This is a genomic window from Microcoleus sp. C2D2, from assembly GCF_036702495.1.
Taxonomy (GTDB): domain Bacteria; phylum Cyanobacteriota; class Cyanobacteriia; order Cyanobacteriales; family Microcoleaceae; genus Microcoleus.
This window is the reverse complement of the sequence record NZ_JAUBTO010000039.1, coordinates 14,188-29,656: the sequence shown is the minus strand read 5'-3', so window position 1 is coordinate 29,656 and position 15,469 is coordinate 14,188. Positions and strand designations below refer to the sequence as shown.

Genomic DNA, 15,469 nt, shown 5'->3' with positions numbered 1-15,469 from the left:
TTTTGGCTTCCCAATACTAAGGATATTATAAGGGCGATCGGGCTTCTTTTTCTATGTTTGGGCGGGAATAGTGAGTATTAACATACTCTTTTAGTACGGGCCCAAGGCTGAAAAATGTGCGATCGCCATCCTGGATTTTTTCAACTAATGAACGCCGTCCCAAGGATTGCATCACTTTCAAAAAGTGCGATCGAGATAATTGCAGATTCTCTGGCACTTTTGAGATGGAAACTGGCGCGGTTTCACTCGCTAGCCATGACATTACCTGTTTTTCTGACTCGGATAAGCGATTAAATGGCTGATGCAGTAAAGATTCTAAATCACCTAAAAATAGTGGATCGTCAGACAAAAATTCCGATAGGCTGCCGTTAAATAAATCTTGAATCATTGTAGCAACTATTTTTAACCACAAGGGATTACCTCTGTATTGTTCAATTAGTTCTGACAATTTTGCATCTTCAGTTAAACGTTTTTCTCTCAGGATTTCCCCCGCGACCGCACCTAAACCATTGAGTTGTAATGAGCGAACTGGCTGATTTTTGCCTTCTAATGCGGCGATTTCTCTAGGCTTTTCCGAACCTATCAGGATTAAGCAACTGTTGTGAGATAATTCTCCTACCTGTCTGAAGAGTGTGCCGTAATCTTCATATCCAGGTTGGTAAATACCAGCGAGTTGTCCGCTGCTATTTACCATTTGTACGTCATCGAGTATCAGCAGACAGCGGTATTTTTGCAAGTAGTTCAGTAGGGGCAATCCCCCTGTGGTTGCCCCCTTCTCTGGGACAACCACGCCGTCGGCATTTGGGGCGGGCACGGGGGCGCCGCCCCTACAGAAGAATTGAATTATATTTGTTTGAAGTATTGACAGGGGTGGAGATGTGGCGAGACTTCGCCAGATGATGAAATCAAATTCATGTTTGATTTGTTCTACTAGGTGTACGGCGAGTGCTGTTTTACCAATGCCGACTATGCCTAGTATGGCGAGTAGGCGGGTGTTTTCCTGGAGAATCCACTGTTTGAGGGTGGTGAGTTCGGATGTGCGATCGTAGAAAATGCCAGACTTAGGCATTTCAGCTAAGAATTGACGCAATTTTGGTTCAGTGTTGCCTTTGTTTAGAGGTTCTTCATCAATTGGTGAGTTGGGTAATTTTGGGGACTGTGAACTATTTTCACAGACGTTGACGTTACCAATGTGTACACAATCTTTATTATTGAAGTTCCAGAGATTGGATAATTTTACTTGCTCCAATCTGACTCTAAAATTTGCTTTATTGACTTCTTCGCCTAATACTTCTGATAGTTGCTTCCATAATGCAGAGGCAATATCTTTAATGTGACCTTCACTACAGTGAGATTCATCAGCTATTTTTGAGTATTTCTGACCTTGTAAAGTTCCCCGCAGTATCACCTCTTGCAGATTGTCTAAGTGTTTTCCCGTATTGATAAAAACTAGGTCGTCGGCAAGTTTTAAGACTTCTTGAACGTCCATAGGTGGGGTTAATGCTGGGGTTTTGCCTATTATATCCTACTCGATCCTACTTTTTCCGACCCGATCGAGTTTCTCCAGCTTTTTCTGGCGTGGGTAAATGGCAAATGATATAAAAGTGCCTACTTTATCCGACTTTTTCCGACTCGACAAGACTGAGATTTTATAGTCACAATCATATTTAAGAGGCACTATTATACCTTTACCATAGAAAAAAAATGACTGCACAAGCATTATCTCTCCCCCAAGCAAACTTAAAAATGGCTCTCTGGCAAGTAGATGCCGATTCAATGAGTAGTAGCGAGTTGTATGTCTGGTTAAATGATTGCGGCTTGCCCCACGAAGTCATTATCAGATTGCACGAGTTGGCTAGCTACACGAAAAAAGCTGGTAACAAAGTTTTGGCTGTAGGGAAAATTGTTCTGATCAAAATTATCGAGTTTGTCAAGGCACATCCTAATTTAGTCATCGGTGCTGGTATCGGTACTGCTTTAGGTGCTGCTGTCGCAAGTTTGATAACTTCAATACCATTTTTAGGTCCATTATTAGCACCGTTAGCAGCCGCTTTGGGATTAACCATTACTGCTTTTGGCGCGATCGCCGGACACAGACTAGATAAACGTGCTCAAGGCAAAGAGGTATCATGTGGAATCATTGGAATTGCAGAAGACATTATTGAAATTGCCAGAGTATTTTTTCAACTATTGATTGATGTTTTTAATGCCGTTTTTCGCAACGTTATTACTGCTTAAAAAACAAAAATTGAAAAAATCAAGAGGCTTAATATGTCAGGAAATAAAAAGGTAACTAAGGAGCAAATCCTTAAAGCGCTCGAGCAACTGGAAAAAAATCCTAATGATAAAATGGGAATTTTAGGTGATATTGGGATTGTAGGAGTTGGTGCAGTATTAGGTGCTGGTGCTGCTGGCACTGTAGCTGCGGCTGCAGGTGCAACAGCTATCCCAATAGTTACAACTGTTGGGTCATGGTTGGGGCTAAGCTTATTAGGAGCAACTCCGGTAGGATGGGTAGTTGGAACTGCAGCAGCAGGTGCAGCCATTGCCTATGGAGTATCGAGGCTAACTAAAGGTGGCGGTTATAATGAAGCGAAACAAGCAGAAATCCTCAAACAGTTAAAAGAACAGCTAAGAGAGGTTGAAACAAAAGAAAGAGCATCTAAGCTTGGAGAGAGTGACAAGACAAAATTTATCGTTTCCTTGAAAGAACCAATTGAGCTTAATCTAATTAGCCCTCAAGATGCTCAGGATTTAATTAGGGCTGTCGAAAGTGGTCAAATACCTATCAAGGAAGCTATTAATATGGTCAAGGCTATAGTTGAAGCAGCTAAACCCCAATAGTCTTTTAAATCCCTGACCGGAAAATGCTAGGCACAGGCTATATTGCTCTGGTATTACTAAAAATTGACTTAGTTGCCGAAAGAGCGATCGCCCTTCCCTCACTGAAGCGCGATCGCTCTTTTTTTGAGTATCACTAATTCTGTTTCTCAACACCATAGGGAATCTTTACCGCTTTGACAACCATTCATAAGACAAACTATAGTGAGTAGGAGAAAATCGGAGTGGGATATTTGGTATAACGAAAGAATCCCGATCGCCCTCCAATCATTTATAAAAAATATGAGAATTAACGATAAACTTAAGAACATACTGATGCAACTTCGATCGCACTTCGAGCAACTGTACGGCGATCGCCTCACCAAAATGGTACTCTACGGTTCCCAAGCGCGAGGCGATGCAGACCCAGACTCTGACATTGATATTTTAGTCGTCCTCAAAGGGCAAGTAAACCCAGGCGAAGAAATTAAAAGAACCAGCCACATTCGAGCCGATTTGTCGCTCCAAAATGATGAAGTCATTAGCTGTCTGTTTATGGACGAACAGCGATTTCTACATTACAACGGGCCTTTATTGAGGAACATTCGTAAAGAGGGAATAGCTTTATGAAACCAGAACAATTAGACTTGCTCCTGAAAGCTCGTCAAAGTCTATCGGCGGCAAAGCTATTACTAAATAATGGTTTCCCAGACTATGCAGCATCTCGCGCTTATTATGCCATGTTTTACATTGCTGAGGCATTTTTAGATGGCGAAGGAATGTCATTTTCCAGCCATGCTGCAGTAATTAAAGCTTTTAGCCGAGAATTTGCCCGGACAGGAAGAGTTCCTGCTGAGTTTCACCGATTCTTAATCGATGCTCAAGACTTGCGAAATAGTGGGGATTACGGGGGACTTGATACTGTCACTGTCGAGCAAGCTGCGGAGCAAATTAACTGCGGCGAGCAATTTCTAGAATTAGCCCAAAATGCGATCGGCACTCTACCGCCGCCCTAAAATAGAATACCCAGATACCCGACTTCTGGAAAAAGTCGGGTATCTAAAAATAGCACTTGCGCGGGGGCGAGAAACCGGGTTTTTTTACGAAAATATTTCGTTCCCACCCACAGATGAGGTAAAAAACCCGGTTTCTTTGCGTGGAGTGCCTCCAGGAGTGTAAAACAAGAGCACCGCCCCTACAGATTAATGACTGCCCGCTCCCGCCGCCCGTTTGAAAGCCTCATCCAACACTTCCGAAAGCGTCGGGTGAGTGTGGACTCGGAATGCTAAATTGTTAACAGAATCGCGCTGGGCGATCGCATTTGCCGCCTCCTGAATCAAATCCGAAGCGTGCAAACCGAAAATGTGAACTCCCAACAACTCCCCAGTATCTTTCCGGAAAATCACCTTAGCCGTACCGTCGGTTTCCCCTTCAGCAATAGCCTTAGAATTTCCCTTAAAATAAGTCTTGACAGAAGCTACCTCAAACCCTTCAGCTTTCCCCAACTCCTTCGCCGCAGGTTCCGTCATCCCCACATAGCTAATTTCCGGGTGAGTAAACGCCGCCGCCGGGATACTTAAATAGTCAACTTCGCGGGCACGGCCACAAATATTTTCTACTGCGGCAATTCCCTGAGCAGACGCAGAATGCGCTAACATCATCTTGCCATTAACATCGCCGATCGCCCACAAATTTTGCACAGGTTCTCCCGCCGCCAAAACCTGCATCTTATCGTTAACAGGGATATAACCGCGCATCGTTTCCACGCCAACAGTTTCTAACCCCAAATTCTTGCTCACCGGAACCCGACCAGTTGCTACCAAACAAGCATCAACTTCCAAAACTTCCACAACTTCCTTAGTTTTGAAATCAGCTAATTCAATAATTACCGGCGAACCGGGAATAATCTTCTTAGCCAACAACCCAACTTTTGTTTCAATATCGCGGGGTGCAATTAACACTCGTTCTGCCAACTTAGCAATATCCGGGTCAAAAGTCGGCATCAATTGGTCTAGAGCTTCAATCATCGTAATTTCGCAGCCCAGGGCCGTGTAAATATCCGAAAACTCCAAACCGATATAGCCACTGCCAATAATTGCGATCCACTTCGGCAGCGATTCCAACCTGACAGCATCGTCGCTGGTAAATACTGTTTTGCCGTCAATTTCTATCCCGGGGGGGACAAAGGGAACCGAACCGGGAGCGAGAATAATATCCTTGGCAGTAATAGTTTTCTCGCCTTTATCGGTTTCGATCGTAATTTTTTGAGAACCGGCGATTTTGCCCCAACCTTGGATAGTATCGACGCTCAAGCGTTTTAGGCTGTTGGTCAAGTCGCCGCGAAGTTTGCTAACAATAGTGTTAGCGTGATTGGCGATCGCCCCGCGATCGAAATCCACACTGCCCAATTGAATTCCCAAAGTCTTCAGGTGGTGGGCATTCCGCAAATCTCGCACCCGTCCCGAAGCCGCCAACAGCGCCTTAGAGGGAATGCAGCCGCGGTTGACGCAAGTCCCCCCCATGTCGCCCGCTTCGATAATTGCGACTTTCAGCCCGCAGCTAACCGCGTGTATGGCCGCCCCGTGTCCGCCCACGCCAGCGCCGATAATTGCTAAATCGTAATCAAATCCCTGAGTCACCTTAAAATCTCCTAATGCCTGTGAAATCTTAGGACTCAAGCAAAAAACACCGTATGTCCGTCCTTTCGAGCTGGCGCGTTGCCATGGCAACCCTGGAACAGCGGTAATAGTTGCGCAAGTCCTGTCTCCTTATTCTCGACTAGACTAGGGTTAATTAGACAACGAAAGAGCCGTAACTAAGATTTTTTCAGAGTCAGTCAGGAACCTCAGCCTAAAGGCATGAGGCTTGGAAGAGAAATCTAACAAGCCGTTCTGACGGGCCTAAGTCCGCAAGCGGACTATGTTTTTTGAGTCACGATACCGGAGAATGCGTAGCTAGTTTTCCGCTCTATCGCTCAAGGTTAAACAGTTCTAAGGTCACTGGAACAGTGCTTTGGGCCTAACAAGCTCACTAAACTTTGGCGAAGCTAACGTTACCCAAAAATGGGATGGAGACAACCATATCTCCAATGGAGGGGCAACCATACCCCTCCGCTCCGAAAGGGGTTTTGATTTAATGTAAAGCCGTCCTGGAAAGACGGGGTTTCTAACCCAGCAATTTTGATGATTTTGAGCTGGGTCTGCACCAAGTCTCACATCGCTCAGTAGGCGGGTGTAAAGTTAAATATAGTTTAAAGGCTGACAATGCCCGCAGCAGCTTTTATATTGGGGCAGCAAGTTCAGCAGCAGGCATTCCACCCTCCGGTTAAATTGTGTCCGCCTGCTTGTTTTAGTCGGGTTTTCATGTCTGCACGCACCGGAGGCGGGCAGAGTTTGTTGGCAACTTTTAGAGTCTATGGAGTGGCTTATGACGGATGACTACGACCAGAAAGATTTACGCCGGGCCTCGGCTCAATCATTTTTTCAGTCCCTGGATGAATTGTTTGATTATATAGAATCGAGCAGTAGTCCAGCGGCAGAACCTCAGTCTCGGCCGCCTCAAGCTAAGCCTTCGAGTCAGTCTTCGAGTCCGGCGAAGCAGGCTAGACCTGCGAAAATTAATTTGTCGGATTTTGAAGATGCGATCGCCGATTTGGAACAGTTTATCCAGAACAAACGCCAGAAACGCCCGGAATCCAATCAATAGTGCGATGACACATTTTCAAGTAATGACTGTTAACGGTTGACTGTTGACTGTTGACTGTTGACTGTTGACTGTTAGCTGTTGACTGATGACTGTTGACTGTTGACTGATGACTGTTGACTGTTGACTAATGACTAATGACTAATGACTAATGACTAATGACTAATGACTAATGACTGTTGACTGTTGACAAGCGAAAAATTTTACACCTAATTTCCCGCTCCCAGATTCATCTGTGGAGTCAATTTTTAAATCTCAAATCTCAAATCTAAAATCGACTGAATGTTGAGTGTTGAACTCGCCCAAAAACTGATACTTGCTTGAAAACAGGAGCCACCCCGATGGCAAAATGTTAGACCAAAGTTCAGCCTCCCAGATTCATCTGTGGAGTCGATTATTCAAATCTAAAATCTAAAATCTAAAATCTAAAATCGAGTGGCTGTTAACGGTGCTTTCGGCTTAAGCTGCTTAGGTTGCACCTACAAAATATTCACATTTTGTTGAGGATTGCTTTAGAAGAATCAAGCCACATAAATTAGCTCAATTTACTATTAATAGCCTTGTTTTTAGGCTTTGACTGCTGCGGTAATTGCCTCGATCGCACTTCGATCGCCCGATCGCCGATCGCACTCAAAGGCAACTCCAATTCATCAATATGGTTGCGGACCTTCACCGCAATATCAGCACCGTTAATAATCGCTCCCAACAACTGCGGCCCGGATTTATGCGACTCCTCCTCGTCAGATTCCAGCAATTGATCGGCAGCCTCAGACAACATACTAGACAAAGTGTAACCAGGCCGCGCCACCAAAATCATACCGTCCGTGTACGGTTCCAGCGTCAGCGCGTCGTTGCACTCGCTCAACGCCGGAGAATCCACAACCACAAAATCAAAGCGGTTGCGAACATCCTCAAACAATCTCCGCATTTCGCTCGACTCGAGTACGGCACAGGCCTGCTGCAAAAAACCCGGACTCGGCACGACGTATAGGTTCTCTACCTCTGGAACCAAAAGGACGCACTCGCTGATATTGCCGTAATAGTGCAAAGGTTCCACCGCCGCCAGAGGTGAGGCGGCGATTTTCAAAGATTCAACATTAGAAGCCGATCGCAAATCTGCTTCAATTAACAAAGTCCGCTTACCCGATCGAGCCGACGCAATGGCCAAATTGTAAGCGGTAAAAGTTTTCCCCTCCAAACCAGTCGCCGAAGTCAGCAGCACCACCTTCACCGGTTTGTCCCCGATCCGGCGCAAATTAGTGCGCAACCGCTCGTAAAATTCCAAATAGGGAGAATTTGCCTCCAGGACGAGCGGCATTTGATTCCCGTAGGAATCAAACACCGTCACTTGAGGCAAAACTCCCAGTATTGGCACCTCTTTTTCCACCAAAGCCGCCCGCACTTCTTCCCAACTGTAAAACTTGCCGTTGAGCATCCCCAACAAAAATATCAACCCGCCGCCCAGCAGCAATCCCACAAATCCCCCCACCGCCAGCATCACGGGCAAACCTCTGTTGTTTGACTCAACGTCATTAGTTTTGGGAAGTTGGGCGATTGTCAAACTTCCCGTTGTCTCAGCTACCGCCGCCTCAGCATCTACCAAAGCCGACTGCATCTTATCGTAGAGAGATTTTTTCAGCGCCACTTGCTGGGCCAACCGCCCTTGTTCTAACTGCTTGTTGGGGATTGTCGCGTGTTCCCGGCGCAATTCTTGTTCTGTTTTCTCGATTCCTTGGAGTTGCTGTTGCACAGTATCCCGCTGGGTTTGCAAAGCAATCAAACTTTGAGCTAACTGCTGTCTGGCCGGGTCTAAAGAAGAGTCTACCCGAATTCGATCGGCACTTCTGAGCGGAGCCGCCACCCCGTTACCGCCGAGCACCTCAGACTGTCGCTGCTGCAACTGCTGCTCAAAAACAAGTTTTTGTTTGACCAATTCTACAATCTTTGGGTGTTCCTCCTGCAAGTCGCTGCGGAGAATTTTGAGCTGAGATTCGAGCGAAAACAATTGCACTCGCAGTTGCGCAATAATTGGATCGGCAGAGAGTGCTTGAGCGACGTAAGCTTGCTCCACATTCAATCCCAAGCGCTCCTGCAAACTGTTAATTTGAGCTTCAATTCCTCCCAACTGCACGCGGAGTTGCCGCTGCTGCTGTTGGCTGTTGGTAATCGCTTGTGGCAGTACACCACTCTGAGCTGCTAAAATTGAAGTTGCTTCTCGTTTTTCGTAGGCTTCAAGTTTTGCTTCCGTGTTTCTGAGTTCCTGAGTTACTTTCGGCAAGCGCTGGTTAATTTGGGCGATCATTTCTCGCAGTCTAGAAGTATTAATAGTTTGGCTGCGAGCCACCATTTCCTTCATCAGCGCCTCTACTACCGCTTCTGCTTTTTTGCGATCGGCATTTTTGTACAATACTTGAATCAAACCGCTGGCGTCATTATTCTTACCCGGCATCTTTACCTGCACGTTTGCTGCCAGCTTTTTAGCAGAAAGATTTACTTTTTTCGCTGCTGCTTCAACCACCCTTCTATCCAGCAGCATATCTTTAGTTATTTCTTGTCCTTCCTGTTGAATTTTAGTAGTAGTCGATGAAAAAATTACCGGTAGCCGGCGGTATGCCAGCATACCTGCAGCAACGTAAACTGGCGGCGGAGTTGGCTGCAAAGCCACTACTCCGGACACGCCCACAGTCACCGCCAGAGTAGCCAGTCCCACCCACTTGTATTGGTCGAAAGCAATTAAATAACGTTTAACAACGGATAAAGTCATGACGTTTTTAGATTTTAGATTTTAGATTTTAGCTTGCTAATTCTTAACGATAATTCATAACTAATCACTGATGACTAATGATTAATAACTACTGCGACCACTAAAAAAATGCAACTTTAAGCAAGCTTCCCACCCTGGTAGTCATAAGTCCTTACCAATCGAAAATCGCAAATCGCAAATTATGACTACCTATCATTAGGTGACGGTCCGAACAGATTAGTCACCCCATTTCTTAATTGCTCAAAGAACAGAATAAATCCCAAAGAATCGCGGAATGGTCGAGTAAAACTATTGATTACATAACCAATGCGCTCAACCAGATTCCTACCAATCACAATTACATCATTATCTTCGAGCATCGGGTTCTGAGAAACATTGCCCTCCAAAGCAGCTTTAGCATCTATCGAACGGTTGATTGCTCTACCTTGCTTTTCGTCGAACCGAATCAGGGCTATTTTCCGCAAGTCAGCAAGATTAACAGGCAAGTTGTTGAGAGCATCCAAAAACTTGCTGCCATTTTCTAGGTAGAACGAGGTCAAACCACCACTAGCGTAACTCAAAACTCGAACGTAGATCCTGGGCTTAATCAGGGTAGACCTCGCCACCAGAGCTTTGTCATAGTCTAGGTTTTTGGTACTAGGGTCTAATTCCGGGATGACAATCACATCTCCCGAGGCCAAAGGAAAATCGAACAAATCGTTAGCCTTTGCTAGGGGAGTGTAGAGGTCGATTGGTTCCTCCACCGACGAACCGTCCACCGTAGTCCGCCGCACTCGCACCGCCCGTAAATCGGCTTTTCCCGTGACTCCCCCCGCAAGCACCAAAGCAGCCGAAATTCGACCAGAACCCGCCGGAAGCGTGTAAAAACCCGGTTTGCTGACTTCTCCGGTGACAGTGATTTGGACGGGGACAGCGGCAGCAGCTAGGCTGTACCTAGATGCTAAATCTCGATCGGACTTGCTCACGGGCATAACCTGTTTATACGGTACGACGATCGCATCTCCATCTTCCAAACGCAAATCCGGCGGAGCAATACCAGTTTGCAGCGGTGTCAAAATATCAACAATTTGCTCGGCGACAGCACCGGAAGGCAGAGTCCGCCGCACCCGCACCGCCCGCAGTTCGGCCGATTGAGTAGTCCCAGCAGCAGCCGCCAGAGCCGCCGGAAGCTGGGGGGTTTGCAGCGGATAAAAACCCGGTCTCGCCACTTCCCCCGTCACCGTCACCACTACAGGGCGCTGAACCACCAAAGCAGCCGAGACTTGAGGATTTTTGATAAATTGGGAAAAGCGCTCCCGGAGGCGCTGCTGTGATTCTTCGACTGTGAGACCGCGCACATTTACTGTTCCGATTAGCGGCAGTACAATTACCCCTTCAGGACTGATTGCACCTGTAAAATTTAGCTCGGGGAAGCGCTGAACTTGAACAGAAATCTGGTCTCCCGGGCCCAGGCGGTAGGGCCGATTCCGAAAAGCTGGGTTAATTTCCCGGTTGAAATTGGCAGGCGGCGGTGGCGGTGGTAGCACGAGCCGCTCGTCTCTTGGAACAACAGATTGAGCTAAAGCCGTTTCCGAAAAAATTTTGCTGTTAAAGCCCCAGAATACAGCAGCAAAAGATAGAGTCCAAGCAGTTGAATACAAGCCTGCCAAGGAAACAGCAACGCGATTTTTAATTGTGGATTTTACTCGCATTTTGGGAGAATTAAAAACAGAAATATTTTGAATAATTAGCTGACTTTTAAGTTTCATCTAAGTAGAGCCGCGCGAAAAAACAATAAGATATTGTAGGGGCGGGTTGAAGCCGGATATTTACTAGGAGGCAGTTTATTGTGCCAAAACCCGCCCACCCCGTAGCCCGATTTATTTGCACCTACCTACTTACTCAAACCGAAAAGTTTCTGCAATTAATTTAGCCTGAACAATTTTGCCGAGAGATTCGAGCAATGGTTGAGCTATCTTAATGTCGCTCTGCGGTTGAATGGGAACGATGATACTGACAGCAACCCAAGAGGCGCGGCGGTTCCACAGTCTAGCCATACTGTCTTCCCAAAACCAGCGGCTGGTTGTTGGAGAACCCCCGTTAGCCCAAGCGTACCACTGGAGGACAGCAAAAGTTTGTTGGGGAGTCCAGCTACGGAAAAACCGGGCCTCGACAGTAGGCGGTGGCTTGTCGGGTATTGACCCTAATTTAACTGTAAACCTCAAAGTGCGATGAGAATCTGTTTGCCACCGATGAAATCCATCGATATCTAGCCATTCTACTTGGGGCTGGTTTTTGGGGCTATTTTGAGGCAACAGCAATAAAAGACCAATTGTTCGATCGTTTTTAATTTCTTCAACTAACCATCTGTGACCGCCAATTTGGACGTTATTCTGGACGCGGCTAACCTCCCATCCGGGAATTGTCATCCCGTTTTTGCGCAAACTTCTTAATTGATTGAGGTTGGCAAGTGGTGGCGGGTTTGTCCAAGGCCACCTTCCCGTCGCGTAGCCGGGAATTGCTACTGCCCCAACCAATACCAGCAAAAACACCAGTACCATAATTTTAGATAATTGATACCGCCGCAATAATTTCCGTGCTGAAATCATCTGTTTCATTAATTGCCAGACTGGGTTGGGAAATACTTTTCCACCCCGTTGAGGAGAAGTACCAATAAGCCTAGTATACAAGCAGAATACAAGTCTCCGCCCCATCCGGCGTGCAGCCAAGTAAAAAGCCCCTCTCTCTCGGTTCCGTGAAAGTAAGTTAGCAAAGTGTTGCGGAAAATGTTGGAAGTAATGCTAATGATAGATGTACTCACTAAAAACAAAATGCTTCTTTTGCGGGAACTCCAAACTCCCGTCCAATCCAGCAGAATTAAGCTGACGTAAAGACTGGTAAACAGCATTTTAAAGCCTGCACAGTGAGGAGCAACTTCTACAATGCGATCGTTTACGTACAGATAAATTTCTTCCACTCTCACGTTGAGACCAACGTTAATTAATATCAAGCCTGATGTTTCAGCAATGAATTGCTGCAACGGCAAGGCGTAGGGTTCTATGAGGTAAGGAATGTGGTTTGGTGAGGCAAGAAATACGAATAAAAGCGGCATCGCCTGCAATTGCAAGCCGGGAATTCCTTTTAAAGATAAGCAAATACTGGCTAGCATTACTGGCAGGGAGAAATTTACTAAATCGCTCAAGCGACTCAGATAAAAAAGCGTCGCTAGTACCAGCAAAAAGCCTCCCAAAGGATGCGGTGAGTTGGGCAAGCGGCGCCAGCACTTTCGGTTCGTCCAAGCAATATAAGCTGCGTAGGGCAAACCAATTAGTCCGTGGCTGAAATATTCGTGTTCGAGGCTGATGTTTTTGTTCAACCAGCCATTGTACCAGTGTACTAGCAGGGGGGCGTACAGCAGTACTAGGAGCACCGTGATACCTTCCCCCAGGAGGTATCGCTTCAAAACAATGCGAATTCTGCGCTGGATGTGCATGGTTTGAGAAGTTTTGAGATGGCCGCGCTGGATTCGCAACGCTTTGCGGTTTTGAACTGTGAGTTAAAGATTTGTTAATTCTCCACAAAAACGCTTTGAGAACCGCACCCTACTGCTTGAAACACTTGCAGCATAAATTTTATGAACAATTAGCAATTCAATGATAGTGCGATCGCCCCAACTACATCCTCGATCTGAGTATTGCTCAATCCGGGATAAATCGGCAATGATAAAATTTGTTGGCACAGGGTTTCTGCGTGGGGGAAGTCGCCCCGATTGCCTAAGTTTTGGTAGGCGGGTTGCAGGTGACAAGGTACGGGATAGTGTATGCCTGTTTGAATCCCGTCTTGGGCGAGTTTTTCCTGAAGGGTGTTGCGGTCGATCGAGCTTTCCTCAGTAATTTGGATAACATAGAGGTGATAAATGTGACCGCTGCTGCTGTGGTTGGCGATCGGTACAATGCCTTTGTGTTTCAGGGGTTCTAGTAGAGTATCGTAGTGTTGGGCGGCGGCGGTGCGATCGCGATTCCATTTTTCTAAGTAAGGCAATTTAACGTTGAGCACGGCGGCTTGCAAATTGTCGAGACGGCTGTTTGTACCGATGTCTGTGTGTAAATATTTACTGGGTGCTCCGTAATTGCGGAGAGTTCGCATTTTGTCTGCGAGCTCTGCATCGTTAGTAATTAACATCCCGCCGTCGCCAAAAGAACCGAGGTTTTTGCTGGGATAAAAGCTGAATGCTGCTGCTTTACCAATGGAACCGGCGCGGTATCCTTCTCTGTGGGCTAAGTGCGCTTGAGCGGCATCTTCAAATACGATCAAATCGTGGCGGTTCGCAAAATCTAAAAGCTGCCCGGGCGACACCATTTGACCGTAGAGGTGTACGGGGATAATTGCTTTAGTTTTCGAGGTAACTGCTGTGGAGGCTGCTGTGAGGTCAATCAGGGCGGTTTCCGGGTCGCAATCTACAAGAATAGGTATAGCTTTGGCTTGGAGGACGGCGATCGCGGTGGCGATAAAAGTGTTAGCGGGTATGATAATTTCGTCGCCCGGATTAATGCCGCAAGCTTGGAGTCCCAGAGCGATCGCATCTGTTCCGCAAGCCACTCCTACGCCGTATTTTACTCCAGAAGCTGCTGCAAATGCTGTTTCAAATTCGGCGAGTGCTTGGCCTAAAATAAAGTGTCCTTCCTGGATAATTTTTCTAATTGCTTCTGATATTTGGGATTGGATTGGTTGGTGTTGCAGGGAGAGATTTACAAAAGGAATTTTGGGCGCACGGTTACTCATAAACTATCGGGGCATAATTCTTTATATTAACATTTAAGGGCAAATAGCTTTTAAAATATTTTAACCGCAGAGGGCGCAGAGGGCGCAGAGTGAAAGAGGGAAAAGGGAGAACTTTTACAAAATAGCTGCGCTTCACTTACTTTTTTTTGTTCAGCAACTAAATGATTTTTTCGGTAATATAGAATCAGAGAATTTTGCAGTAAGCAATCGCAATCATGGAATACAAAAAACTCGGCGACAGCGACTTATCAGTATCTGAAATCTGTTTGGGTACGATGACTTACGGCCAGCAGAACACCGTTGCAGAAGCGGCCCAACAGCTCGATTTTGCGATCGATAGAGGAATCAACTTTATCGATACGGCAGAAATGTATCCCGTCCCTGGAAAACCGGAAACTCAGGGAAAAACAGAGGAATATATCGGCGAATGGTTGGCGAAACAGCAGCGGGATAAAGTCATTATAGCTACTAAAGTGGCGGGCAGAAGCACTCGATTAAAGTGGATTCGGGAAGGGAAAAATCAGATCGATCGCCCAAATGTCGAAAAAGCCCTGAATGACAGCCTGAAACGCTTGCAAACTGACTACATCGACCTGTATCAGATCCACTGGCCAGACCGCTACGTCCCCTTATTTGGCGCGCCGGATTACGACATCGCCCAAGAGCACGAAACTGTACCGATTTTGGAACAGTTAGAGGTATTTGCTGACTTAATTAAAGCTGGCAAAATCCGCTATTTGGGTTTGAGTAACGAGACGCCTTGGGGAGTTTGCGAGTTTTGCACGTTGGCTGAAAAACACGGCTTACCGAAGGTTGTTTCGATTCAGAATGCTTTCAGTTTGAGCAATCGGACATTTCACATAAATTTAGCAGAAACTTGCCGTTTTAAGAATGTGGGATTGATGGCTTACAGTCCTTTGGGGTTTGGGCTGTTAACGGGTAAATACTTGAATGGAATTCCAGAAAATTCTAGGTTGGCTTTATTCGCGGGATTTGGTCAGCGTTACGATAAAACTAATGTGAATGATGCGGTGAAAGCGTATGTTGAGATTGCGGGGAAACATGGGATAAGTCCGGCGCAGATGGCTTTGGCGTATGTGCGATCGCGCTGGTTTGTAACTAGCACAATTATCGGTGCAACCAGTCTCGCACAGTTGGAGGAAAATATCGGTAGTTTGGAGGTGAATTTGGATAAGGATATCATAGCGGAAATCAATGCGGTGCACGCTAAGTATCCGAATCCGACACCGTAGTTGACAACTGGTCTTAAGTCTGAATATTATGGGGCAGGCTAACCGTGGCAGCAAGCTTGCCTGCCCTCCTAAAGCCAAAAATCGGCAACAGTTTATCTTGCCAAGCATCTACTAATTTTTAGGTAGTTAGGTATTGATAGCTCAGCTATAATATAAGAATAATACATTC

Annotated in this window: 14 protein-coding genes; 7 read left to right on the top strand and 7 right to left on the bottom strand. The window is 46.2% G+C overall.

The window, feature by feature from the left end; translation table 11 throughout:
- Positions 1-25 precede the first annotated feature (25 nt).
- Positions 26-1,489 (bottom strand): NB-ARC domain-containing protein, encoded by a 1,464-nt coding sequence (locus QUB61_RS15040; RefSeq protein ID WP_333129508.1) that lies wholly within the window; start codon positions 1,487-1,489, stop codon positions 26-28.
- Between the two features lie 215 nt (positions 1,490-1,704).
- On the opposite strand from QUB61_RS15040, the gene QUB61_RS15035 reads away from it, so the two are divergent.
- The 4 genes from QUB61_RS15035 to QUB61_RS15020 all read left to right on the top strand — a co-directional run bounded on the left by QUB61_RS15035 (position 1,705) and on the right by QUB61_RS15020 (position 3,836).
- The gene (locus QUB61_RS15035) at positions 1,705-2,238 is read left to right on the top strand and encodes a hypothetical protein (protein WP_333129506.1); all 534 of its coding nucleotides are present in this window, start codon (positions 1,705-1,707) and stop codon (positions 2,236-2,238) included.
- A 33-nt stretch (positions 2,239-2,271) separates the two neighbouring features.
- On the top strand, positions 2,272-2,844 hold the full coding sequence (locus QUB61_RS15030; RefSeq protein WP_333129504.1) for a hypothetical protein: 573 nt from the start codon (positions 2,272-2,274) through the stop codon (positions 2,842-2,844).
- A 279-nt stretch (positions 2,845-3,123) separates the two neighbouring features.
- A complete protein-coding gene (locus QUB61_RS15025; RefSeq protein ID WP_333129502.1) occupies positions 3,124-3,450 on the top strand; it encodes a nucleotidyltransferase domain-containing protein in 327 nt (108 codons plus the stop codon).
- Positions 3,447-3,836, top strand: coding sequence for a HEPN domain-containing protein (locus QUB61_RS15020; RefSeq protein WP_333129500.1), 390 nt, complete (start codon positions 3,447-3,449; stop codon positions 3,834-3,836). The genes QUB61_RS15025 and QUB61_RS15020 overlap by 4 nt, the downstream gene beginning before the upstream one ends.
- Before the next feature lie 186 nt (positions 3,837-4,022).
- Here the strand turns inward: QUB61_RS15020 and lpdA are convergent, their stop codons facing one another.
- Positions 4,023-5,459: a dihydrolipoyl dehydrogenase gene (gene lpdA / locus QUB61_RS15015; RefSeq protein ID WP_333129497.1), complete on the bottom strand. Its 1,437-nt coding sequence runs from the start codon at positions 5,457-5,459 to the stop codon at positions 4,023-4,025.
- A gap of 624 nt (positions 5,460-6,083) precedes the next feature.
- Here lpdA and QUB61_RS15010 point away from each other — a divergent pair.
- Complete coding sequence (locus QUB61_RS15010) at positions 6,084-6,257, top strand: hypothetical protein (RefSeq protein ID WP_333129495.1); 174 nt, start codon at positions 6,084-6,086, stop codon at positions 6,255-6,257.
- A complete protein-coding gene (locus QUB61_RS15005) occupies positions 6,247-6,525 on the top strand; it encodes a hypothetical protein (RefSeq protein WP_333129493.1) in 279 nt (92 codons plus the stop codon). The genes QUB61_RS15010 and QUB61_RS15005 overlap by 11 nt, the downstream gene beginning before the upstream one ends.
- Before the next feature lie 532 nt (positions 6,526-7,057).
- Here the strand turns inward: QUB61_RS15005 and QUB61_RS15000 are convergent.
- From QUB61_RS15000 to QUB61_RS14980, 5 genes are all read right to left on the bottom strand, one after another.
- Positions 7,058-9,286: an AAA family ATPase gene (locus QUB61_RS15000; protein WP_333129491.1), complete on the bottom strand. Its 2,229-nt coding sequence runs from the start codon at positions 9,284-9,286 to the stop codon at positions 7,058-7,060.
- A gap of 185 nt (positions 9,287-9,471) precedes the next feature.
- Positions 9,472-11,034 (bottom strand): polysaccharide biosynthesis/export family protein, encoded by a 1,563-nt coding sequence (locus QUB61_RS14995; RefSeq protein ID WP_333129489.1) that lies wholly within the window; start codon positions 11,032-11,034, stop codon positions 9,472-9,474.
- 129 nt (positions 11,035-11,163) lie between these two features.
- A complete protein-coding gene (locus QUB61_RS14990) occupies positions 11,164-11,883 on the bottom strand; it encodes a cyanoexosortase B system-associated protein (RefSeq protein WP_333129485.1) in 720 nt (239 codons plus the stop codon).
- A complete protein-coding gene (crtB, locus tag QUB61_RS14985) occupies positions 11,883-12,758 on the bottom strand; it encodes a cyanoexosortase B (RefSeq protein WP_333129562.1) in 876 nt (291 codons plus the stop codon). Before crtB ends, QUB61_RS14990 begins: the two co-directional genes overlap by 1 nt.
- 149 nt (positions 12,759-12,907) lie before the next feature.
- On the bottom strand, positions 12,908-14,047 hold the full coding sequence (locus QUB61_RS14980) for a DegT/DnrJ/EryC1/StrS family aminotransferase (protein WP_333129483.1): 1,140 nt from the start codon (positions 14,045-14,047) through the stop codon (positions 12,908-12,910).
- Positions 14,048-14,262: 215 nt separating this feature from the next.
- On the opposite strand from QUB61_RS14980, the gene QUB61_RS14975 reads away from it, so the two are divergent.
- Positions 14,263-15,300: an NADP(H)-dependent aldo-keto reductase gene (locus tag QUB61_RS14975; RefSeq protein ID WP_333129481.1), complete on the top strand. Its 1,038-nt coding sequence runs from the start codon at positions 14,263-14,265 to the stop codon at positions 15,298-15,300.
- Positions 15,301-15,469: the final 169 nt, after the last annotated feature.

What these genes read in the sequence shown, in the direction of transcription:
- QUB61_RS15040 (WP_333129508.1), bottom strand. Translation starts at nt 1,489, where the DNA reads ATGGACGTTCAAGAAGTCTTAAAACTTGCCGACGACCTAGTTTTTATC.
- QUB61_RS15035 (WP_333129506.1), top strand. Translation starts at nt 1,705, where the DNA reads ATGACTGCACAAGCATTATCTCTCCCCCAAGCAAACTTAAAAATGGCT.
- QUB61_RS15030 (WP_333129504.1), top strand. Translation starts at nt 2,272, where the DNA reads ATGTCAGGAAATAAAAAGGTAACTAAGGAGCAAATCCTTAAAGCGCTC.
- QUB61_RS15025 (WP_333129502.1), top strand. Translation starts at nt 3,124, where the DNA reads ATGAGAATTAACGATAAACTTAAGAACATACTGATGCAACTTCGATCG.
- QUB61_RS15020 (WP_333129500.1), top strand. Translation starts at nt 3,447, where the DNA reads ATGAAACCAGAACAATTAGACTTGCTCCTGAAAGCTCGTCAAAGTCTA.
- QUB61_RS15010 (WP_333129495.1), top strand. Translation starts at nt 6,084, where the DNA reads ATGCCCGCAGCAGCTTTTATATTGGGGCAGCAAGTTCAGCAGCAGGCA.
- QUB61_RS15005 (WP_333129493.1), top strand. Translation starts at nt 6,247, where the DNA reads ATGACGGATGACTACGACCAGAAAGATTTACGCCGGGCCTCGGCTCAA.
- QUB61_RS15000 (WP_333129491.1), bottom strand. Translation starts at nt 9,286, where the DNA reads ATGACTTTATCCGTTGTTAAACGTTATTTAATTGCTTTCGACCAATAC.
- QUB61_RS14995 (WP_333129489.1), bottom strand. Translation starts at nt 11,034, where the DNA reads ATGAAACTTAAAAGTCAGCTAATTATTCAAAATATTTCTGTTTTTAAT.
- QUB61_RS14990 (WP_333129485.1), bottom strand. Translation starts at nt 11,883, where the DNA reads ATGAAACAGATGATTTCAGCACGGAAATTATTGCGGCGGTATCAATTA.
- crtB (WP_333129562.1), bottom strand. Translation starts at nt 12,758, where the DNA reads ATGCACATCCAGCGCAGAATTCGCATTGTTTTGAAGCGATACCTCCTG.
- QUB61_RS14980 (WP_333129483.1), bottom strand. Translation starts at nt 14,047, where the DNA reads ATGAGTAACCGTGCGCCCAAAATTCCTTTTGTAAATCTCTCCCTGCAA.
- QUB61_RS14975 (WP_333129481.1), top strand. Translation starts at nt 14,263, where the DNA reads ATGGAATACAAAAAACTCGGCGACAGCGACTTATCAGTATCTGAAATC.